Origin of the sequence: Agromyces sp. NPDC060279 (assembly GCF_042726785.1) — a bacterium.
Lineage (GTDB): Bacteria > Actinomycetota > Actinomycetes > Actinomycetales > Microbacteriaceae > Agromyces.
The window spans coordinates 1,004,577-1,024,265 of the sequence record NZ_JBHXBK010000001.1 but is presented as its reverse complement, the minus strand read 5'-3'; the positions used below and the strand labels follow the sequence as shown (position 1 = coordinate 1,024,265).

Here is a 19,689-nt window from a genome sequence, read left to right as displayed (position 1 = left end):
GGTCACGCGGATGCGGGCACGCCGGGTCACGCGGATGCGGGCACGCCGGGTCACGCGGATGCGGGCACGCCGGGTCACGCGGATGCGGGCACGCCGGGTCACGCGGATGCGGGCACGCCGAGCACGGTCGACGCCGGCACGCCCGGCAGTGTCGATGCCACGACACCGGGCACGGCGGACGCGAGCACGCCCGGCACCGCTGATGCGGGCACGCCCGGCACGGCGGACGCCGGTACTCCCGGCACCGCTGACGCTCCCGCGGCGGACGCTCCCGCGGCGGACGCTCCCGCGACCGACGGCTCGTCCGGTGACGGCCAGGGCAACGGCGCGCCTGGTGCTGCGGCGGCCGGCTCCGCCGCGACGGCGAAGCCCGGTGACGCCGGCTCCGTCGACAGCAACGCTCCGGCGCACGCCGACGGCACGGACGGCGGCCAGCCCGACGGCACCCAGCCCGACGCGGACGGCACGCAGCCCGACGCCGACCGCGCACCCGCCGATGGCGAGGGCGGCATCGACGGCGACGCCGACGGGATCGCCCCCGAAGAGGCCGCGGCCGCCGGTGGCGCTGCGGCGGCGGCCGGCGCAGCGACCCTGCTCGGCAAGCCCTCGCTCTTCTCGAAGCCCTCGCTCTTCTCCCCGAACGGCAACGGCGGCAAGCCCGACGCCCCGAGCGCCGACGGCTCGAACGGACACGGCGCTCCCGACGCCAGCACGGACGTCGACGGCTCGCAGCCGGACGCCCCGGCAGCGGACGGCGTGGACGGCACCGGCCAGGCGGGCGACGGCACCGGCCAGGCCGGCGACGGCTCGCAGCCGGACGGCCAGCAGCCGGACCAGGCCCCGTCGAACAACAGCTCCGAGCGCTCGATCGACGAGATCGACCAGGCGCTGAACGAGATCAACCCGAACTTCGACCCCTCGGACCCGGCCAACGGCTACGCCACGAACTGCGGCAACACCTCGGCGAACCTGAACGACTTCCTGAACGGCAAGGACAGCGCCGAGGCATCCACCGGCACCCTCAGCACGCCGGACATGGAGGCCCGCACGGGCAACCCGCAGACCACCGTGACGCCGGAGCAGATCGAGTCGACGCTGCGGGCGATGGGCCCGGGCTCGCACTGCGTCGTCGGCATCGACCGCGCGGGGGACGCCGGGCACTGGTTCAACGCCTACTTCGACGGCGACACGGTCTGGTCGCTCGACGCGCAGAACGGCACGCGCTCGCCGTGGCCGCCGCACGAGCCGAACGCGACGAACTGGGATGCCTCGGTGCGCCCCGAGGACGTGGTGAACCCGGACGGCACGAAGCCGACTGACGCGAAGCCCGACGCGAACGCGCCCCAGGCCCCGACGACGCCGGATGCCGCGAACCCGAACGCGACCGCGCCGACCGCGCCGAACGCGCCGGAGCCGGGAACGAGCTCGCCCGCCGAGGCCTCGCCCACGACGCACCAGGCGCCCGACGGCAGCGCGCCCGACGGCACCGACGGGGACGGCTCGAGCACCGACGGCACCGATGCGGACCGCGACGGCCGCCGCTGGCCGAAGTGGACCCCGCCCGTCGACCGCGTCGATCCGAGCCATCCCTCGGACGGCTCGGCGGGCCCGGGCACGACCTACAACGGCTACGACATCCCCGAGCTCACCCCGGAGATCCGCGAGCAGCTCGACGCGCTCGCCGCGCAGCCGGACTCGCCCATCGTGCGCAACGAGGACGGCTCCTACTCGCTGAAGGACCCGATCGAGGTCGACGCCTTCAACCGGCAGGACGCGAAGCACGACTGGGACGAGTACCAGCGCCAGGTCGGCATGCAGCAGCAGGGCCTCAACGCCCTCACGATCGCCGAGTGGCGGCACAACGTCGACTTCTACGAGCAGTACAACCGTGTTGCGAAGAGCGAGCAGAACGCTGCGATCACGGCCCTGAAGGCCGCGGGCGTCCCGCACAGCAACCCCGCGGTGCTGCACGGGCCCGACCAGGTCGCCGGTGGCCGCGCCGACCGCTTCGACGGAGCGGGCGACCTCGGCATCAACAGCTCACTCGGCAGCCAGTGGCAGCACCGGATCGACGACCTCCGTCAGGACGTCGCCGACGCGATGATCGACATCGACCCCGCCCTGCACGCGCACATCAAGCTGAACGTCGAGCTCGGCGCCCACCACGTCGACACCGGCGCGTCAGCCTCGCAGGCGACGCTCACCGCCGCTCGTCCGCACACCGGGGCACCGAGCAGCGCCGCGACGGCGGCGAGCCCGTCCGTCACGAGCCACGCGGCGTCGACCTCCTCCGCATCGAGCTCGACCTCGGCGCCCGCGCGTACCGGAGCGGCGGGAAGCACCGACGGCACCCGCACGAGCGCCGCGGACGGGCCGAGTCGGGGCGAGCCGACGGCGACCGATCCCGGCCGCGGCACGAGCGAGTCGGCGGCTTCCGACGCGCACGAGCCCGCCGACGCCAACGAGCATGCGGCAGCGCCGGAGCCGTCCTGCGCGGACGGCACCGCCGACGACGCCGCGGCTCCGGCTGACTCCAGTGGGCCCGAAGGCCCGGACGGCGACGCCGCCGCGTCGACGCCTGAACCTACGGTGCCGGACACGATCCACCACCAGGTGCTCGACGACGCGTTCCCGCACCTGGCCGGCCCAGAGGCCCGTGTCCAGGCCGTGCATATCGTGAACGGGCTCGGCTACACGGTCGACCAGGGGCGCTTCCTGAACAACTGCCATTACGTCGTGAACGCGCTCGAGCTGCGCTTCCGCGGCTACGACGTGATCGCGAGCCCGACCGTGCAGGGAGCCAACATCGACCCGGCGAGCGGCAACGTCACCGCGACGTACGAGGGCCGCTTCCCGATGAGCATTGCCGCCGACTGGGTGCAGGCCGACGGCTCGCAACGGGACTTCCAGCAGATCGGCGCACTCGGCTCGACGCCGATGGAGGCGCTCGAGTCGCTGACCGCGTCCTGGCCGGTCGGCGGTCGCGGCTTCGTGAACGGATACTGGAAGACCGGCGGCGGACACATCTTCACGATCGTGAAGGAGCCCGACGGCATCAAGCTCTACGACGGCCAGATCAATCAGATCGACGCCTCCGGCTATCTCGACACCATGCACTTCAACCGCACCTCCGAGGCGCCCTGGAAGGACCTCTCCGTGTTCCGCGTCGACGATCTGGTGCCGACCGCCGAGGTGATCAAGACGTCGAAGCCGTGGTCCCAGCCGGAGTACCAGCTCCTGCTCGAGTGGAAGGACGCGGCGAGCCCCGCCGACCGTCCGCAGGTGATGATCGACCGCGAGGTCGTCGCGAACGCCCGGTGGCAGGTTCGCAACGACGAGCTGATCGCCGAGCGGATCGTCCGGCTGCAGGATCCCGCGATCACTCCGGGCGAGGCGGCGAAGCTGCAGGGGGAGATCCACGCGCTGCAGGTGCAGAACCACCGGCTCGGGGCGGGGGCGGTGCAGTTCTCCCTGGAGCTGAAGACCCCACCGCCCGCCGCGGATGCGAATGGGCCGAGCGCGGCCGGGCCGGCTGGCGTCGGCTCCGAGAAGGCGTGAGACTGGGAGCATGGTGACCATTCAGGACGCACGTCGGCTGCTCGAGCAGTACTTCGCCGAGCACCCGCCCGCGCTCTCGGGAGAGCTCTACATCGCGCCGGAGTGGTTCGAGGACGAGCACGACTACCTGCCCGTCTGGGGGGCGAAGGAGTTCCTCGTCGACGGTCTCGAGCCCTATGCGCGGTACGACAACCTCGCGATCTTCGTCGACAAGGCGACGGGCGCCGTGCGCCAGGAGTACCACACGCCGAACTTCGAGAAGATCCGGCGGATGTCGCCGATCGACGCGCCGGCCCAGTGAACCGCGGTTCGAGACACCCGAAGGCGATCGCATGCTGAACACCTCGACCGAGCGCTTCCTCGCGCAGGCCGGCGCCCTCCCGGCGGAGCAGCTGGCGAGCGCCTTCGACGGTGCGGTGCGGCTCCGGCGCGCGGGCGGCAAGGAGGCGAGCCGGGCGGCGAAGCCGTCGGCGGCGGTGAACTCCGAACTCGAGCACACCGTCCGAGAGCTGCTGCTGCCCCGCGCCGAGGAGCTGAACGCGGCGCGCGCCGGACTGCACGCCGACGCGAAGAGCGCGATCGTGATCGCCGGTCGCGCGGTCCAGCAGGCCGCGCAGCTCACGCCCGAGCAGTACGAGATCCTGCTCACCCCGTTCACCGAGCTCGGCGTCGTGGTGCCAGCGCACCCTGACGCCGCGAGGTGACCAGCTCTCCGGAGCGGGAGGGGGCAAGTGATCGACCAGGAGGACGTCCGCCGCGGGTATCTCGTGTACGACGGCGATCAGCTCGCGCTCGAACTCCGGGAGGGGGCGGGGATCCTCGTGAGCATCTCCGCGCCGCCGCCCGTGCCGGGCAGCGCTCCAGTGACCCATCCCTTTGCGAGTGCGACGTTCCGAATGGCTGTGAACGAGGGCGAGCTGGGCGCACTGCTTCGAGCTGCCCCGGATCTCGGCACATTCGTCGACCAGGTCGAAGCACGAGGCTACCGGGTCGAACGTTCCGAGGGGTAGGACCGCTCTGCGGAAGGAACGTTAGGCTCACACGGTGACGAGTCCTGGCCTGGCGTCCCTCGACACGTTCCTCGCACGTGTGGTGGAGCTCTCCCCGGCGCAGTTCGATGAGGTGCGATCGGCCGGCCGCGCCCTCGGTCCGGCCCGTCGGATCGCCGCCCGGAAGGCCGCGAAGCTGTCGGCGTCCGAGTTCAGCGCACTCGACACACGGGTCCGCGACAGCCTTCAGCCGCGCTCCGCGGCGCTGATGGCGTTCGGCGACGGTGCGCTCGCGGCGGCGGTCGCGGACACGCTGTTCGCCGCCCACGCGGCGGCGTTCGGCGAGCGCCTCTCCGTCGAGGAGCGAGAGATCCTCCTGCAGCCGTTCGCCGCGGTGCTCGAGGTCGACTGAGACGCGACGTGCGCGCCGCCCCTTCTCCCCGTCCCGACGCCGCCGGCTGATCGGCCGAGGGGGTCGTTCTGCGGCACGGGCTTCGTGCGACCGCCATCCGCCCGTCGGAATGTGACCCCCTCTGGGCAGCCAAGCAGGCAGGCGGGCGGGTGGGCGGGCAGGGCGGGCGCGGTGGAGCTGGTGCCGATCCTCGGCGATGGGGAGCCCTCCCCATGGCCCGCGGGCCATGCCTCGGTAGACTTCCGGAGGTGACCGGCCGCGGGCGTTCTCGCCGCGGCAGGCGCCCCGAGGCATCCCGCGCGCCGCACCGGTGCGCGCCGACCAGAGGAAGGCACGCATGACGAGGTTCCGGAGCTTCGACCCGGTCGCCCCCATCTCCGACGAGACGATCGCCGCCTACGCGGGCCGCGTGCCGGCCGAGGTCGCCGAGCTGTGGCGCACTCAGGGCGCCGGCTTCGTCGGCGACGGCTACTTCCGCTTCGTCGACCCGGCGCGCGCGGCCGAGATGCTCGAGGGCGTCTTCGGGCTGCCCGAGGGAAGCACGGTGCTGTTCACCACCGCCCTCGGCGACCTCGTCGTGCACGTGAACGGCCTGTACCTCGTCGTCAAGTCCCGCTGGGGCGCGATCGACCTCCTCGAGGGCGCGAGCTTCGACGAACTCGTCGCTCTGATCGAGGACCCGGCGCAGCGCGACGTCGCCTGGGAGTGGCAGCCCTATCCGGCCGCGCGCGACCGTGACGGCGTGCCCGGCTTCGAGGAGTGCTACGGCTTCGTGCCGCTGCTCGCGCTCGGCGGCTCGCCCGACCCGGCCCGGCTCCAGCGCGCCGGCCTGTACGAGCATCTCGCGGTGATCGCGCAGCTCGCCGGCCAGCCCGAGGTGCGCCGGCACCTGCAGACGGCGGGCGCCGAGGGGGCGGATGCCTCGGGCGCGGACCGCCTCGTCGCCGTGGGCCGCGCGCTCTTCGCCAAGCTCGCCCCCGATGCCGAGCTCAACGTCGTCGAGCTGCCCGACGGCCTCGGCGTCTGCCTCGTGCACGCCGTGCGCGGCGGCGGCAAGATCTACGTCGCCCCGGACGAGACGGTGCTCTTCGTCGGCTCCGCGGTCGACTTCGAGGCGGGGCTCGGCGCCTTTCGCGACGGCGTGCGCACGCCGCTCGAGAAGTTCGAGCTCGACCGACCGGCGGGCGGCAACTGATGGCCGACGCCCTCGCCGAGCGCTGCGAGCGCCTGCGCCAGCCCGTCACCGAGCTCGTCGCGATCAGCATGTCCGCCGCCTACCGGGCGCAGGACCAGCCCGAGCTGCTGCGCACCATCGGCGTCGTGCGCGGCATCCTCGCCGAAGACCCGGCGGCGCTGCCCGAGGGGGCGCTCCGCGAGTGGATCCCCACGGCGCTGCGCAACCTCGAGCAGATGCGCGAGGCCGTCGAACGCGGCGACGCGGCGAAGTCCTACGCGATCCTCACCGACAAGACCGACGGCTTCATCCGCCTCGCCTACGGCTGCGCGGGCTTTCCCGGCTGGGAGCAGGGCTGAGCGGAGCGGATGCCTCGCCGCGGCGCAACCCCGGCGCGGCGGACCCGGCGGACGCGTAGCCTCGAAGGCATGGAGCAGCGCACACGGGACGCCTGGGTGGTCGCCGGATTCGCGGCGGCGCTCGACCTCGCCCTGGTGGTGTGCGGCTTCGGCTTCGTGAGCCTGCTCGCCGACCTCGAGGTCGTCGGCGACCGTGACGTCGGCGTGCTCGTGGCCCCGGTCGCGGTCGGCGCCGCGGTGCTGACCGTGCTCCTCGTGCTGGGCCTGCGGCTCCGCCGGCCGGAGCGGATGGCCGCGACCGTCGTGCTCGCGGCGCTCGGCTCCTGGCTCACGTTCGTGCTCGTCGCCGCGATCGGCCGCATCGTCTCCTCGACCGGCGACCCGGGGGAGGGGCTGCGCTTCGCCGTCGTGCTCGGCCTCGGCTGGTTCGGGCTGCTCATCCCGCTGTGTGCGGCGCTGACGGCGGCGGTCGCGGTGCTCGTCGCCCGAGGCCGACGCGGCGGCATGGAGCGGCCGCGCTGGCCCTGGGAGGGCGACGCGGAGTAACCGGGTCGGGCGGTTGCGGCGCGCCAAACGACCGTCGAATCGGCCCGGCCGGGCGGCAGCGGCGCTATCGTGAAGCCCGTGCAGGGTTCGATCGAGGCTCGGGTGAGCTCCGAGGTCGACCGCTGGCTGCAATGGCTGCCGCGGTGGCGACCCGGCACGCACCGCGCCCGCGTGCGGCTCTGCCAGAAGTGCTTCGGCTCGCCCATCCTGGCCGCGGCGGGGCTCGACGTGGATGTGCCCCACCCCGTGCAGCACGCGTTCTCGATGCGCATGAAGGCGGTCATCGACGACGCGGTCGACGACTACACGGCGCGGAACCTCCCGCTGCTGCACCGCGAGATCCGGCTCGCCGAGGAGCGCAAGGCGCGCCGCCCGTACCGGGCGGGCGAGGGCCTCGACCCCGAGTACCTGGGCCTCGAGCTCGATCCGGAGCCGGTGGCCGACCAGCCCTTCCTCTTCACCCTCGCGGGGCTCGAAGCGGACACGGCCGCCGCCGCGGCGGAGCCGGCCCCGCGCCCGTTCACCCCTGAGGAGAAGGAGGCGCTCCGCGAGGAGGTGCGCCTCGCCGACGACTTCGCGAAGCAGCTCGGCCGGCGCATCTGCGTGGAGCTCGCCCAGCACCGACGCCGCATCGGCAACGCCGTCGAACGACTCGTGGAGCCGCAGGTCGCGGAGCTCCTCGCCGACCTCGAGCGCGAGCTCGACGCGCCGGGATGGCCGGGCTCCTGAGCGTGCGCCCTGCGCGAACGCGGGCGCTGCCGGCCGCACCTCATTTGACCGCGACGTGACGCCGCATTACGATTGATCGGGTGTGCGCGCTCGCGCGTGCACGTTCGGGTGCCTGCGGACATCCGCGGTTCACCCCCACGGCATACCCACCACGAAAGACGACGCAGTTCTGCGGCGTCGGCGGGTCTGATGTGAAATCCATCACCGCTGTCACCGTGCAGCAGCAATTAGGAGAAGCAGTGCCAACCATTCAGCAGTTGGTCCGCAAGGGTCGCTCGCCGAAGGTCACCAAGACCAAGGCTCCCGCCCTGAAGGCCAACCCCCAGCAGCGCGGCGTGTGCACGCGTGTGTACACCACCACCCCCAAGAAGCCGAACTCGGCGCTCCGCAAGGTCGCCCGTGTGAAGCTCTCGAACGGCACCGAGGTCACCGCCTACATCCCCGGCGAGGGCCACAACCTGCAGGAGCACTCGATGGTGCTCGTGCGCGGCGGCCGTGTGAAGGACCTCCCCGGCGTGCGCTACAAGATCATCCGCGGCGCGCTCGACACGCAGGCCGTGAAGAACCGCAAGCAGGCTCGTAGCCGCTACGGCGCGAAGATGGAGAAGAAGTAATGCCTCGCAAGGGTCCCGCTCCGAAGCGCCCCGTCGTCGCCGACCCGGTGTACGGCTCGCCGGTCGTCAGCCAGCTCGTCAACAAGATCCTGATCGACGGCAAGAAGGACCTCGCGCAGCGCATCGTCTACGAGGCGCTCGAGAACGTCGCCAACAAGTCCGGTCAGGACGCGGTCGCCACCCTGAAGAAGGCGCTGGACAACGTGCGCCCGACCCTCGAGGTGCGGTCGCGCCGCGTCGGCGGCTCGACCTACCAGGTCCCCGTCGAGGTGAAGCCCCACCGCGCCAACACGCTCGCCCTGCGCTGGCTCACGAGCTACGCCAAGGCCCGTCGTGAGAAGACCATGACCGAGCGTCTCACCAACGAGATCCTCGACGCCTCGAACGGCCTGGGTGCCGCGGTCAAGCGCCGCGAGGACACCCACAAGATGGCCGAGTCGAACCGCGCCTTCGCCCACTACCGCTGGTAGTAGGCCGGGCGGATGCCCGGCTGGTCCCCTGAGCCTGTCGACGGGCTCCAGACCAGGCATCCGCCCGCCCCAGACCTTCCGTTCCGCACCACCCATCCGGAGGAACCCCCGTGGCACAAGACGTGCTCACCGACCTGAGCAAGGTCCGCAACATCGGCATCATGGCGCACATCGATGCCGGCAAGACCACCACCACCGAGCGCATCCTGTTCTACACGGGCGTGAACCACAAGCTCGGCGAGACCCACGACGGCGCCTCGACGACCGACTGGATGGAGCAGGAGAAGGAGCGCGGCATCACCATCACGTCCGCCGCGGTCACCTGCTTCTGGAACAAGAACCAGATCAACATCATCGACACCCCCGGCCACGTCGACTTCACGGTCGAGGTCGAGCGCTCGCTCCGCGTGCTCGACGGCGCCGTCGCCGTCTTCGACGGCAAGGAGGGCGTCGAGCCCCAGTCCGAGACGGTGTGGCGTCAGGCTGACAAGTACAACGTCCCGCGCATCTGCTTCGTCAACAAGATGGACAAGCTCGGTGCGGACTTCTACTTCACCGTCGACACCATCGTCAGCCGCCTGGGTGCCAAGCCGCTCGTGCTGCAGCTGCCGATCGGCGCCGAGAACGACTTCATCGGCGTCGTCGACCTGATCGAGATGCGCGCCCTCGTGTGGCCCGGCGACGCCAAGGGCGACGTGACCATGGGCGCCAAGTACGAGGTCCAGGAGATCCCGGCCGACCTGAAGGACAAGGCCGACGAGTACCGTCAGGTCCTGCTCGAGACCGTCGCCGAGAGCGACGACGCGCTGCTCGAGAAGTTCTTCGGCGGCGAGGAGCTCACGGTCGCCGAGATCAAGGGCGCCATCCGCAAGATGGTCGTCAACTCGGAGATCTACCCCGTGCTCTGCGGCTCGGCGTTCAAGAACCGCGGCGTGCAGCCGATGCTCGACGCGGTCATCGACTACCTGCCGTCGCCGCTCGACGTCCCCGCCATCGAGGGGCGCAACCCGCGCAACGAGGACGAGGTCATCGAGCGCCACCCCGACGCGAAGGACCCGTTCGCGGCCCTCGCGTTCAAGGTCGCCGTGCACCCGTTCTTCGGCCGCCTCACCTACGTGCGCGTCTACTCGGGTCACCTCGACTCGGGTGCCCAGGTCGTGAACTCGACCAAGGGCAAGAAGGAGCGCATCGGCAAGATCTTCCAGATGCACGCCAACAAGGAGAACCCGGTCGACTCGCTGACCGCGGGCAACATCTACGCGGTCATCGGTCTGAAGGACACCACCACCGGCGACACCCTGTGCGACCCGGACAACCAGGTCGTCCTCGAGTCGATGACGTTCCCGGAGCCGGTCATCGAGGTCGCCATTGAGCCGAAGACCAAGGCCGACCAGGAGAAGCTCGGCACGGCCATCCAGAAGCTGGCCGAGGAGGACCCGACCTTCCGCACCGAGCTCAACCCCGAGACGGGTCAGACCGTCATCAAGGGCATGGGCGAGCTGCACCTCGACATCCTCGTGGACCGCATGAAGCGCGAGTTCAAGGTCGAGGCGAACGTCGGCAAGCCGCAGGTGGCCTACCGCGAGACGATCCGCCGCGAGGTGGAGCGCCACGACTACACCCACAAGAAGCAGACGGGTGGCTCGGGCCAGTTCGCGAAGATCCAGTTCAAGCTGGAGCCGCTCGAGGTCGAGGGTGACAAGACGTACGAGTTCGTGAACGCCGTCACCGGTGGTCGCGTCCCGCGCGAGTACATCCCCTCGGTCGACGCCGGCTTCCAAGACGCGATGCAGTACGGCATCCTCGCCGGCTTCCCGATGGTGGGCGTGAAGGCCACCCTCGTGGACGGCGCGGCCCACGACGTCGACTCCTCGGAGATGGCGTTCAAGATCGCCGGTTCGATGGGCTTCAAGGAAGCCGCGAAGAAGGCGAACCCCGTGCTGCTCGAACCGCTGATGAGCGTCGAGGTCCGTACTCCCGAGGAGTACATGGGCGACGTCATCGGCGACCTGAACTCGCGCCGCGGCCAGATCCAGTCCATGGAGGACGCCGCCGGTGTGAAGGTCGTGCGTGCGCACGTCCCGCTCTCGGAGATGTTCGGATACATCGGTGACCTGCGGTCGAAGACCTCGGGCCGCGCCGTGTACTCGATGGAGTTCGAGAGCTATGCGGAGGTCCCGAAGGCGGTTGCCGACGAGATCGTCCAGAAGAACAAGGGCGAGTAACTCCTCCGCGGAGTTCGGCACCCTGCCCGCACGACCCACCCGGGTCGCGTAACATATCAACACAACCCCGCAACCCACCGAGCGCAATCCGGCGCCCGTTGAAGTTGCACGATGTCCTGAGGAGGACCACAGTGGCGAAGGCCAAGTTCGAGCGGACCAAGCCGCACGTCAACATCGGCACGATCGGTCACGTCGACCACGGCAAGACGACGCTCACCGCCGCGATCTCGAAGGTGCTCGCCGACAAGTACCCGTCGGCCACCAACGTGCAGCGCGACTTCGCGTCGATCGACTCGGCTCCCGAGGAGCGCCAGCGCGGCATCACGATCAACATCTCGCACGTCGAGTACGAGACGCCGAAGCGCCACTACGCGCACGTCGACGCCCCGGGTCACGCTGACTACATCAAGAACATGATCACCGGTGCCGCTCAGATGGACGGCGCGATCCTCGTGGTCGCGGCGACCGACGGCCCGATGGCTCAGACCCGCGAGCACGTGCTGCTCGCGAAGCAGGTCGGCGTGCCGTACCTGCTCGTGGCGCTCAACAAGAGCGACATGGTCGACGACGAGGAGATCCTGGAGCTCGTCGAGCTCGAGGTCCGCGAGCTGCTTTCGTCGCAGGGCTTCCCCGGCGACGACGCTCCGGTCGTCCGCGTCTCGGGCCTGAAGGCGCTCGAGGGCGACGAGAAGTGGGTCCAGTCGGTCCTCGACCTCATGGAGGCCGTCGACGAGTCGATCCCCGACCCGGTGCGCGACAAGGACAAGCCGTTCCTCATGCCGGTCGAGGACGTCTTCACGATCACCGGTCGTGGCACGGTCGTCACGGGCCGCGCCGAGCGTGGCACGCTGAAGATCAACTCCGAGGTCGAGATCGTCGGCATCCGCCCGACGCAGAAGACCACCGTCACGGGCATCGAGATGTTCCACAAGCAGCTCGACGAGGCCTGGGCCGGCGAGAACTGCGGTCTCCTGCTCCGCGGCACCAAGCGCGAGGACGTCGAGCGCGGCCAGGTCGTCGTGGCGCCGGGCTCGGTCACCCCCCACACCAACTTCGAGGGCACTGCCTACATCCTCTCGAAGGACGAGGGCGGCCGTCACAACCCGTTCTACGCGAACTACCGTCCGCAGTTCTACTTCCGCACCACCGACGTCACCGGCGTCATCACGCTGCCCGAGGGCACCGAGATGGTCATGCCCGGCGACACCACCGACATGACGGTCGAGCTCATCCAGCCGATCGCCATGGAGGAGGGCCTCGGCTTCGCCATCCGTGAGGGTGGCCGCACCGTTGGCGCCGGCACCGTCACGAAGATCCTCAAGTAAGGACCTTCGCGACTGCGACCTGAGAGGGGTCGGGCTTTCGAGCCCGGCCCCTTTCGTCGTCCCGCCGCAGCGTTGCACTGGATGTCAATAGACCCGGCTACTCAGGCGTTGTTGAGGCTTCGATCGACCCGGTCGCCTACGCTCGGATACCAACGGGCGAGGGATCAGGCACCGGCGGGATGCGGCGGGCCGTCCGCCCGGAGGTGCAGGCGCTCCGCGCGCTCGCGGTCGGCGCCGTCGTACTCCATCACGGCTGGCCCGCGATCGCCCCGGCCGGGTACATGGGCGTCGACGTGTTCTTCGTGCTTTCCGGCTTCCTCATCACCTGGTTGCTCCTGCGCGAGCACCGGAGCACCGGCCGGATCTCCCTGGCCGGGTTCTCGCTGCGGCGAATCCGCCGCATCATGCCCGCCGCCGCGCTCGTGCTCGCCGCCGTGTCGGTCATGACGGTGCTGCTCGTACCGCAGCGCGACTGGCCGGAGTCGATGCGCGAACTCGTCGCGAGCGCGCTCTACGTCGAGAACTGGCTGCTGTTCTTCCACTCGCAGGACCCGGTGCACGCCGAGCTCGACTCCAAGCCGGTGCAGCACTTCTGGTCCCTCTCGGTCGAGGAGCAGTTCTACCTCGGCTGGCCGCGGCTCCTACTGCTGAGCCTGAGGCTCGGACGCCGGTGGGGCCGAGGGGAGCAGATGGCCCCGGCCACGTGCTGGGGCTCGTGACGGCGGACTCGCTCGTGCACTCCGTGTGGCTGTGGACGCACGACCACAACCTCGCCTACTTCTCGACGTTCGCCCGTGTCTGGGAGTTCGGCGTGGGCGGGATCCTGGCGGTGCTCGCGCCGCACGCAGTGCGGGCTGCGCCGGCCCTGCGCACCGCAGTGTCGTGGCTCGGCCTCGCGGCGATCATCGGCCCGATCCTGACCTTCCGGGAACCGGAGTCGTTCCCCGGGCTCATCGTGCTGCTGCCGTGCTCGGCACGGCGGCCGTGATCTGGGTGGGCATGCCCGCTACACTCTGGGCGCCCTCGGCGATCGCGCGGGTGCGGCCGGTGCAGCGGCTCGGCGATCACTCCTATTCGCTCTACCTGTGGCACTGGCCACTGTTCATGTTCGTCCCGCACGCGACGGGCATGCCGAGCCCGCCCTGGCTGATGGTCCTCCTCGTCGCCTGCTCGCTCGTGCTCGCCGCGGCATCCAAGCGGTGGATCGAGGACCCGGTCCGATTCGGCCTGCGGGGTGCGACGATGCGACCTCGGCCCCTCCCCGAATCCGGCAGCCCGTGAGTCTCGACGGGCCGTTCCGTTCCTGCTAGGGTCGGCTGCACGATCCGGGGCTGAACCTGGAGGGTGCCATGCGCACACGGATCGTCATCGGAGCCATCGGGGCATTGGCTGCCTCGTGGGTCCTCACCGAGGGGTCGGCGATCGGCTCGAGCTCCGCAGTCGCGGAAGTCGGGCCGTCAATGGACTCTGCTGAGAATGCAGAGTGCATCCAGCGCGACGAGAACGGCCAACAGCGTTGGTTCGGTGAACCAAGTAGGGAACTCCTCGAGGCAGCGGACGCCCTACAAGCTCTCGTCGATTCGAGCCCGGAGGCCGCGACCGGTGTCGCCTTTTGCTCGGAGTACGACGGAGCCGTGATCTTCCTCGCACCCGGGGCGCCAGAGAGCTTGCTCGCATCCGTCGACGGTGTGCTTCGTGCTTACCCCGCGCAGTCGTTGTCGGTCGCGGAATCCGTGGCGCCGCTCTCAGATCTCCTGAGCATCTCGTCGCAGATCATGGCCGACTTCACCGTGGCGCGAGGCCTGGTCAGCGTTGGACCAGACCTCACGACGGGCGGCCTCGAGATCGGCTACGACCCTGAGGTCTGGCCGACTGAGGCGGGGCTTCGTGCGTCACTTCTGGCAGCCCTCGCCGCGATGCCGGAGGGGAGCTTCGTCTCGCTGCGTCTAACCCCGGAAGGAGGCAGCCAGGACTCCACACGCCGAGCAGACTCGGAGTCGTACTGGATGGGGGCAGAACTGGGCTACGACCATGGCGGTTCGTCGTACGTCTGCTCTGCCGGCGTCCCTATCAATGTGAACGGGAGCCGAAAACTGCTCACGGCCGGGCACTGCTTGGGCTCGACGTTCGTGAACGACGGGAACGTGGTCGGAACCACCTACACCACTGCCTACCCGGGGAACGCGGCGGCTTATGGTGACTGGAAGATCATCCATGGCAAGAAGTACGGCATGAGCGTCTTCAGTGGAGTTCTCGCGAGCAATGACCGCCTGCCGATTAGCGGCGCATACTGGGGTGGCCGTCCCGCCGGACTGCAGGTCTGCGTCTCAGGCAGGACGACGGCCCAGACCTGTCGCTACTTCGTGACCGGTTCCCACCTCACGTTCACCGTCGGCGGCGTGACGGCGAGCCACCAGTTGCGCATGTATCACGACAGCAATCTCGACGGGGTCGGGGACCGCGCTGGATGGACCGGGGGTGACTCGGGTGGGCCGTGCTACTACGCCGACGGTGCGGGAGGCGTCATCGTCACTGGCATCGTCAAAGGACGGTCCGTTCCGCCGTCGGGCGCCGCCACCTACTACTGCACGCAGCTGAGCGGAGTCCGGGCATGGAACGCCGGCGCATCCGTCGGATGAGCTGCGCACTGCCACGCGGCGGCTCCACTCGCGTCCTCGCAACGCTGGTGCTGGCGTGCAGCGCGGTGCCCCTGGCGGCGTGTTCGCTCGGCGCACCAGAGCCGGAACCGGCGCCGGCGCCGGCGGCATGCGCAGAGGCGGAGCGGGCGGCGCAGGAGCTTACGGTCGAGGTGGCCACCCGCGTGGTCGGCGAGGAGTTGCCGGCCTGCGTCGACGGCGTCTCGACATCGATGGTCATCGCGGAGGAGTGGGCGGACCTCGTCGCGGTCGACGGCGTTCCGTTGCCCGCAGTCGTGCAACTCGACCCCATCGGGTTCCCCGCTGACTGCGCCGAGCTCGACGGCGCATCGCTGACGGTGCTGATCGATGGCGAGTGGTACCGAGCGCGTTCCGTGGAGTGCGCGCAGAACGGCTAGCCCGCACCCTTCCAGAATCCGGCGGCTCGACGTACCGTGGAAGGGATGGCTTCCCCCGTACCGCCATTCACGAGATCCGCGATCCGCCCGGAGGTCCAGGCGCTCCGCGCCCTCGCGGTGGGCGTCGTGGTGCTCCATCACGGCTGGCCCGCGGTCGCCCCTGCCGGCTACATGGGGGTCGACGTGTTCTTCGTCGTGTCGGGCTTCCTCATCACCGGCATGCTCGTGCGGGAGGCCGAGGTCGAGGGGCGCGTCTCGCTCACGCGCTTCTACGTGCGCCGCGCCCGGCGCATCCTGCCGGCGGCGGTCGCCGTGCTCGTCGCCGTCTCGGCGCTCACAATCGCCGTCGTGCCGATGGAGGAGTGGCGGCGCTGGTTCCGGCACATCGTGGCGAGCGCCCTCTACTTCGAGAACTGGCAGCTCGCGATCGACTCGCAGATCCCGCGCCGCGCCGAGCTGGAGTCGACGCCGGTGCAGCACTTCTGGTCGCTCTCGGTCGAGGAGCAGTTCTACCTCGTCTGGCCGCTCCTCGTCATCCTCGCCTTCGCGGTCGCGATGAAGCTGGGGCGCTCCGGTCGCACGCTGACGGTCGTGCTCCTCGGCGCGGTGACGGCCGCCTCCTTCGTGCACTCAATCCTGCTCACGGCGGCCGACGCGAACCTCGCCTACTTCGGCACTTTCGCCCGGGCGTGGGAGTTCGGCGCCGGCGCGCTGCTCGCGCTCTGGCTGTCCCGTCGCCGGGCCGCCGAGGTGGTCCCGCGGCGCTCATCCCCGCACCTGCGGGCCGCGCTCTCGTGGGCCGGGCTCGCGGCGATCCTCGTGCCGATCGCCGTGTTCCGCGAGCCGGAGCTGTTCCCCGGCGTCGTGGTGCTCGCGCCCGTGCTCGGCACGGTCGCCGTCATCTGGGCGGGGATGCCGGAGCCGGCCTGGTCGCCGGCTCGGCTCGCGGCGTGGCGCCCGGTGCAGTGGACGGGCGACGTCTCGTACTCCCTGTACCTGTGGCACTGGCCGATCTTCATGTTCGCGCCCTACCTCACGGGCGTGCCGAGCCCGCCGTGGCTGATGGTGCTGCTCGTCGTGCTCGCCCTCGCCGTCTCGGCGGCGTCGAAGCGCTGGATCGAGGATCCCTTCCGGCGGGCGCGCGGGCGGGTGCTCGCCCGGCCCACGCTCGTGCTCGGCGGCATCGCCACCGCGGTGGCGGTCGTCGTCGGCGCCGGCGTGGCGATGCCCGGGATCGCGGCCGAGGAGCGGGGCCGGGCCTGCGAGGCGCCGCAGCGGTGAGCCGCGGCGTCTCAGCAGCGGGGCGCTCAGCCGACTCGGGTGCCGTCGATCTCGGTGCTCACATCGATCGCGCCCTCGACGCTGCGCCCGACGGTGCAGGCCTTCTCGATCGCCCGGGCCATGATGTCGATGAGCTTGGTGCGCTCCGCCTCCTCGAGGGCCGAGAGGTCGAGCACGAGCTCCTCGGCGATCGCCTCGTAGCGGTTGGATGCCTCCGCCGACTGGCCGTGGGCCCACACCGTGAGGGCGAAGTCGTCACCGAGCCGCCGGGCGGCGACGCGATCGGCGGAGAGGCCGACGCAGCCCGCGAGCGCGAGCTTCAGCAGCTCGCCGGGGGTGAAGTGCGCGCCCTCGAGCTCGGGAGCCCCGATCTCGACGGTCGCGCCGCGCGCGTTCCGGCCGAGGTAGCGGCGCGAGGAGCGGCGCGTCGCCGAGACGCTGCCCGGCCCTTCCTGCGTGCTCGGCTGCACGGTCGGATCGGTCATCGGGGGCCTCCCTGCGTCGTCGGTCGTTCCCCTCCATCATGCCCCGTCGAGGCCCGGGATTCCGGGGGAGGAGCCGGCGCAGCCGGGAGGCTCCTGGGAGTCGGCCGGGCGCGACACGCCCGGGTTGCACGGACCCGCCGGATATGGCAAACTCGTTGAGTTCAACATTTCGAACGGCTCGCCCCTGCGTGCCGTTCGAATCACTGCCAGGCAGTGCATAGCCCCCGGGTCCGTGAGGACCTCCGGCGTCAGGCTAGGCCGCAGGCAGCAGGACACGACAACCTCCATCATCGAGACCCGGGGCGACCTGTGTCTCCGGCCGGGCGCGAGTCCGGGCGGGCGGAGGTGGCTCGAGGTCGAGCGTGTCGAGGCCATCGCAGCTGTTCGCAGCGCGCGGGGTGCCTTCGACAGGCTCGATGATCAGGCCGTTGACAGCAGAACAGTGGTGACAAGAACCACGCGGCGTCCAATGCCCTCGGAAGGGGTACGACGCCTTGACAGAGAGAGAGTTCGACATGGCGGGACAGAAGATCCGCATTCGACTGAAGTCGTATGACCACGAGGTCATCGACACCTCGGCGCGCAAGATCGTCGACACGGTGACCCGCGCGGGCGCCACGGTCGTCGGCCCCGTGCCGCTTCCGACCGAGAAGAACGTGGTGTGCGTCATCCGTTCGCCCCACAAGTACAAGGACAGCCGCGAGCACTTCGAGATGCGCACCCACAAGCGTGTGATCGACATCGTCGACCCGACGCCCAAGGCCGTCGACTCGCTCATGCGTCTCGACCTCCCGGCCGACGTCAACATCGAGATCAAGCTCTGAGGTTCGAAATGTCCACCGCTACCAAGAACGTGAAGGGTCTGCTCGGCACCAAGCTCGGCATGACCCAGGTCTGGGACGAGAACAACAAGGTCGTCCCGGTGACCGTCATCCAGATCGACCCGAACGTGGTCACCCAGATCCGCACCCCCGAGAAGGACGGCTACACCGCCGTGCAGATCGCGGCCGGTCAGATCGACCCGCGCAAGGTCACCCAGCCGCTGCAGGGCCACTTCCAGGCCGCCGGCGTCACCCCCCGCCGTCACGTCACGGAGATCCGCACCGCGGACGCCGCGTCGTACGCGGCGGGCCAGGAGCTCACCGTCGAGGGCACCTTCGAGGCCGGCCAGCTGGTCGACGTCGTCGGCACCTCGAAGGGCAAGGGCTTCGCCGGTGTCATGAAGCGCCACAACTTCAAGGGCGTCTCCGCTTCGCACGGTGCCCACCGCAACCACCGCAAGCCCGGTTCGATCGGTGCTTCGTCGACCCCGAGCCGTGTCTTCAAGGGCATGCGCATGGCCGGTCGCATGGGTGGCGAGCGCGTGACCGTGCTCAACCTCCGCGTGCACGCCGTCGACGCCGAGAAGGGCCTGCTGCTCGTCAAGGGCGCCGTCCCCGGTGCGCGCGGCCGTCTCGTGTTCGTCCGTAACGCTGTGAAGGGGGCGTAGTCCATGGCTACCGCCAACACCATCGACGTCCTCGACGTCACCGGCAAGAAGACCGGCACGGTCGAGCTCCCCGCCGAGCTCTTCGACGTGCAGACCAACGTGCCGCTCATCCACCAGGTCGTCGTCGCGCAGCGCGCCGCCGCCCGTCAGGGCACGCACAAGACCAAGAACCGCGGCGAGGTGTCGGGTTCGGGTCGCAAGCCGTTCAAGCAGAAGGGCACCGGCCGTTCGCGCCAGGGCTCGGTCCGCGCCCCGGAGCACACCGGCGGTGGCGTCGTGCACGGCCCGACCCCGCGCGACTACTCGCAGCGCACCCCCAAGAAGATGATCGCGGCCGCCCTGCTCGGCTCGCTCTCCGACCGCGCCCGCGGCGGCCGCATCCACGCGGTCGAGGGCTTCGCGGCCGGCGACGTGGCCAAGACGAAGGACGCCGTGGCGCTGCTCGGCAAGATCGCCCCGGCGAAGCACTTCCTCGTCGTCCTCGCCCGTGGCGAGGAGCTCTCGGAGCGCGCCGTCCGCAACATCCCGGCCGTGCACGTGATCGCCGCCGACCAGCTGAACGCGTACGACGTGCTCGTCTCCGACGACATCGTCTTCAGCACGGCCGCGCTCGAGGCGTTCATCGCCGCGAAGCAGGCCAAGAAGGAAGAGGTCTCCGCATGAGCTCCGCCGCTTTCAACAAGAACCCGCGCGACATCATCATCGCGCCGGTCGTCTCGGAGAAGAGCTACGGCCTGATCGACGAGGGCAAGTACACGTTCATCGTGGACCCCCGCTCGAACAAGACCGAGATCAAGCTCGCCATCGAGAAGATCTTCAACGTGCAGGTCGCGTCGATCAACACCCTGAACCGTCAGGGCAAGACCCGTCGCACCCGGTTCGGGATCGGCAAGCGCAAGGACACCAAGCGCGCGATCGTCACCCTCAAGTCCGGTTCCATCGACATCTTCACGGCTGTCGGCTGAGGAGCGTAGAAAA

Annotated in this window: 24 protein-coding genes; 23 read left to right on the top strand and 1 reads right to left on the bottom strand. The window is 70.2% G+C overall.

The features are described from left to right. From ACFWE1_RS04870 to ACFWE1_RS04780, 19 genes are all read left to right on the top strand, one after another. A partial coding sequence (locus ACFWE1_RS04870; RefSeq protein WP_376932370.1) for a polymorphic toxin type 15 domain-containing protein occupies window positions 1-3,558 on the top strand: 3,558 nt, incomplete at its 5' end. Between the two features lie 10 nt (window positions 3,559-3,568). After that, window positions 3,569-3,859, top strand: coding sequence for a hypothetical protein (locus ACFWE1_RS04865; protein WP_376932369.1), 291 nt, complete (start codon window positions 3,569-3,571; stop codon window positions 3,857-3,859). Between the two features lie 31 nt (window positions 3,860-3,890). After that, window positions 3,891-4,262 carry a hypothetical protein gene (locus tag ACFWE1_RS04860; RefSeq protein ID WP_376932368.1) on the top strand — a complete coding sequence of 124 codons (372 nt, stop codon included), beginning with the start codon at window positions 3,891-3,893 and terminating at the stop codon, window positions 4,260-4,262. Between the two features lie 27 nt (window positions 4,263-4,289). Then, window positions 4,290-4,568 carry a hypothetical protein gene (locus ACFWE1_RS04855; protein WP_376932367.1) on the top strand — a complete coding sequence of 93 codons (279 nt, stop codon included), beginning with the start codon at window positions 4,290-4,292 and terminating at the stop codon, window positions 4,566-4,568. Between the two features lie 34 nt (window positions 4,569-4,602). After that, window positions 4,603-4,959: a hypothetical protein gene (locus tag ACFWE1_RS04850; protein ID WP_376932366.1), complete on the top strand. Its 357-nt coding sequence runs from the start codon at window positions 4,603-4,605 to the stop codon at window positions 4,957-4,959. A 337-nt stretch (window positions 4,960-5,296) separates the two neighbouring features. Beyond that, a complete protein-coding gene (locus tag ACFWE1_RS04845; RefSeq protein ID WP_376932365.1) occupies window positions 5,297-6,154 on the top strand; it encodes a T6SS immunity protein Tdi1 domain-containing protein in 858 nt (285 codons plus the stop codon). Further along, window positions 6,154-6,492 (top strand): hypothetical protein, encoded by a 339-nt coding sequence (locus ACFWE1_RS04840; RefSeq protein WP_376932364.1) that lies wholly within the window; start codon window positions 6,154-6,156, stop codon window positions 6,490-6,492. Before ACFWE1_RS04845 ends, ACFWE1_RS04840 begins: the two co-directional genes overlap by 1 nt. Window positions 6,493-6,561: 69 nt before the next feature. Next, entirely contained in the window at window positions 6,562-7,038 is a 477-nt protein-coding gene (locus tag ACFWE1_RS04835) for a DUF6121 family protein (protein WP_376932363.1), read from the top strand. A 78-nt stretch (window positions 7,039-7,116) separates the two neighbouring features. Beyond that, the gene (locus tag ACFWE1_RS04830) at window positions 7,117-7,767 is read left to right on the top strand and encodes a spermidine/putrescine ABC transporter substrate-binding protein (protein WP_376932362.1); all 651 of its coding nucleotides are present in this window, start codon (window positions 7,117-7,119) and stop codon (window positions 7,765-7,767) included. A 239-nt stretch (window positions 7,768-8,006) separates the two neighbouring features. Then, window positions 8,007-8,381, top strand: a complete 375-nt coding sequence (rpsL, locus tag ACFWE1_RS04825; protein ID WP_022889720.1) for a 30S ribosomal protein S12 — start codon at window positions 8,007-8,009, stop codon at window positions 8,379-8,381. Then, a complete protein-coding gene (gene rpsG / locus ACFWE1_RS04820; protein WP_092668506.1) occupies window positions 8,381-8,851 on the top strand; it encodes a 30S ribosomal protein S7 in 471 nt (156 codons plus the stop codon). The genes rpsL and rpsG overlap by 1 nt, the downstream gene beginning before the upstream one ends. 110 nt (window positions 8,852-8,961) lie before the next feature. Continuing rightward, the gene (gene fusA, locus ACFWE1_RS04815) at window positions 8,962-11,076 is read left to right on the top strand and encodes an elongation factor G (RefSeq protein WP_376932361.1); all 2,115 of its coding nucleotides are present in this window, start codon (window positions 8,962-8,964) and stop codon (window positions 11,074-11,076) included. A 131-nt stretch (window positions 11,077-11,207) separates the two neighbouring features. Further along, window positions 11,208-12,401, top strand: a complete 1,194-nt coding sequence (gene tuf / locus ACFWE1_RS04810; protein ID WP_376932360.1) for an elongation factor Tu — start codon at window positions 11,208-11,210, stop codon at window positions 12,399-12,401. Window positions 12,402-12,580: 179 nt separating this feature from the next. Further along, the gene (locus ACFWE1_RS04805; protein WP_376932359.1) at window positions 12,581-13,120 is read left to right on the top strand and encodes an acyltransferase family protein; all 540 of its coding nucleotides are present in this window, start codon (window positions 12,581-12,583) and stop codon (window positions 13,118-13,120) included. After that, on the top strand, window positions 13,105-13,389 hold the full coding sequence (locus ACFWE1_RS04800) for a hypothetical protein (protein WP_376932358.1): 285 nt from the start codon (window positions 13,105-13,107) through the stop codon (window positions 13,387-13,389). Before ACFWE1_RS04805 ends, ACFWE1_RS04800 begins: the two co-directional genes overlap by 16 nt. Further along, complete coding sequence (locus tag ACFWE1_RS04795; protein WP_376932357.1) at window positions 13,368-13,682, top strand: acyltransferase family protein; 315 nt, start codon at window positions 13,368-13,370, stop codon at window positions 13,680-13,682. The genes ACFWE1_RS04800 and ACFWE1_RS04795 overlap by 22 nt, the downstream gene beginning before the upstream one ends. Window positions 13,683-13,750: 68 nt before the next feature. Continuing rightward, complete coding sequence (locus tag ACFWE1_RS04790; protein WP_376932356.1) at window positions 13,751-15,040, top strand: hypothetical protein; 1,290 nt, start codon at window positions 13,751-13,753, stop codon at window positions 15,038-15,040. Beyond that, a complete protein-coding gene (locus ACFWE1_RS04785) occupies window positions 15,013-15,456 on the top strand; it encodes a hypothetical protein (RefSeq protein ID WP_376932355.1) in 444 nt (147 codons plus the stop codon). Before ACFWE1_RS04790 ends, ACFWE1_RS04785 begins: the two co-directional genes overlap by 28 nt. Before the next feature lie 45 nt (window positions 15,457-15,501). Further along, the gene (locus ACFWE1_RS04780; protein ID WP_376932354.1) at window positions 15,502-16,737 is read left to right on the top strand and encodes an acyltransferase family protein; all 1,236 of its coding nucleotides are present in this window, start codon (window positions 15,502-15,504) and stop codon (window positions 16,735-16,737) included. Window positions 16,738-16,763: 26 nt separating this feature from the next. Here the strand turns inward: ACFWE1_RS04780 and ACFWE1_RS04775 are convergent, their stop codons facing one another. Continuing rightward, window positions 16,764-17,222: an OsmC family protein gene (locus ACFWE1_RS04775; protein ID WP_376932353.1), complete on the bottom strand. Its 459-nt coding sequence runs from the start codon at window positions 17,220-17,222 to the stop codon at window positions 16,764-16,766. 515 nt (window positions 17,223-17,737) lie between these two features. Between ACFWE1_RS04775 and rpsJ the strand changes: the two genes are divergently transcribed. From rpsJ to rplW, 4 genes are read left to right on the top strand one after another with little or no spacing between them, the layout of a single operon-like run. Next, the gene (gene rpsJ / locus ACFWE1_RS04770; RefSeq protein WP_087135818.1) at window positions 17,738-18,046 is read left to right on the top strand and encodes a 30S ribosomal protein S10; all 309 of its coding nucleotides are present in this window, start codon (window positions 17,738-17,740) and stop codon (window positions 18,044-18,046) included. A gap of 8 nt (window positions 18,047-18,054) precedes the next feature. Continuing rightward, window positions 18,055-18,711 carry a 50S ribosomal protein L3 gene (rplC, locus tag ACFWE1_RS04765; protein ID WP_376932352.1) on the top strand — a complete coding sequence of 219 codons (657 nt, stop codon included), beginning with the start codon at window positions 18,055-18,057 and terminating at the stop codon, window positions 18,709-18,711. 3 nt (window positions 18,712-18,714) lie between these two features. Next, a complete protein-coding gene (gene rplD / locus ACFWE1_RS04760) occupies window positions 18,715-19,374 on the top strand; it encodes a 50S ribosomal protein L4 (RefSeq protein ID WP_376932351.1) in 660 nt (219 codons plus the stop codon). Continuing rightward, window positions 19,371-19,676: a 50S ribosomal protein L23 gene (gene rplW / locus ACFWE1_RS04755; protein ID WP_189083713.1), complete on the top strand. Its 306-nt coding sequence runs from the start codon at window positions 19,371-19,373 to the stop codon at window positions 19,674-19,676. Before rplD ends, rplW begins: the two co-directional genes overlap by 4 nt. Window positions 19,677-19,689: the final 13 nt, after the last annotated feature.

Excerpts from the sequence above, each read along its gene's own strand:
- ACFWE1_RS04865 (WP_376932369.1), top strand. The coding sequence starts at position 3,569 with ATGGTGACCATTCAGGACGCACGTCGGCTGCTCGAGCAGTACTTCGCC.
- ACFWE1_RS04860 (WP_376932368.1), top strand. The coding sequence starts at position 3,891 with ATGCTGAACACCTCGACCGAGCGCTTCCTCGCGCAGGCCGGCGCCCTC.
- ACFWE1_RS04845 (WP_376932365.1), top strand. The coding sequence starts at position 5,297 with ATGACGAGGTTCCGGAGCTTCGACCCGGTCGCCCCCATCTCCGACGAG.
- ACFWE1_RS04840 (WP_376932364.1), top strand. The coding sequence starts at position 6,154 with ATGGCCGACGCCCTCGCCGAGCGCTGCGAGCGCCTGCGCCAGCCCGTC.
- ACFWE1_RS04835 (WP_376932363.1), top strand. The coding sequence starts at position 6,562 with ATGGAGCAGCGCACACGGGACGCCTGGGTGGTCGCCGGATTCGCGGCG.
- rpsG (WP_092668506.1), top strand. The coding sequence starts at position 8,381 with ATGCCTCGCAAGGGTCCCGCTCCGAAGCGCCCCGTCGTCGCCGACCCG.
- ACFWE1_RS04805 (WP_376932359.1), top strand. The coding sequence starts at position 12,581 with ATGCGGCGGGCCGTCCGCCCGGAGGTGCAGGCGCTCCGCGCGCTCGCG.
- ACFWE1_RS04790 (WP_376932356.1), top strand. The coding sequence starts at position 13,751 with ATGCGCACACGGATCGTCATCGGAGCCATCGGGGCATTGGCTGCCTCG.
- ACFWE1_RS04785 (WP_376932355.1), top strand. The coding sequence starts at position 15,013 with ATGGAACGCCGGCGCATCCGTCGGATGAGCTGCGCACTGCCACGCGGC.
- ACFWE1_RS04780 (WP_376932354.1), top strand. The coding sequence starts at position 15,502 with ATGGCTTCCCCCGTACCGCCATTCACGAGATCCGCGATCCGCCCGGAG.
- ACFWE1_RS04775 (WP_376932353.1), bottom strand. The coding sequence starts at position 17,222 with ATGACCGATCCGACCGTGCAGCCGAGCACGCAGGAAGGGCCGGGCAGC.
- rpsJ (WP_087135818.1), top strand. The coding sequence starts at position 17,738 with ATGGCGGGACAGAAGATCCGCATTCGACTGAAGTCGTATGACCACGAG.
- rplC (WP_376932352.1), top strand. The coding sequence starts at position 18,055 with ATGTCCACCGCTACCAAGAACGTGAAGGGTCTGCTCGGCACCAAGCTC.
- rplD (WP_376932351.1), top strand. The coding sequence starts at position 18,715 with ATGGCTACCGCCAACACCATCGACGTCCTCGACGTCACCGGCAAGAAG.
- rplW (WP_189083713.1), top strand. The coding sequence starts at position 19,371 with ATGAGCTCCGCCGCTTTCAACAAGAACCCGCGCGACATCATCATCGCG.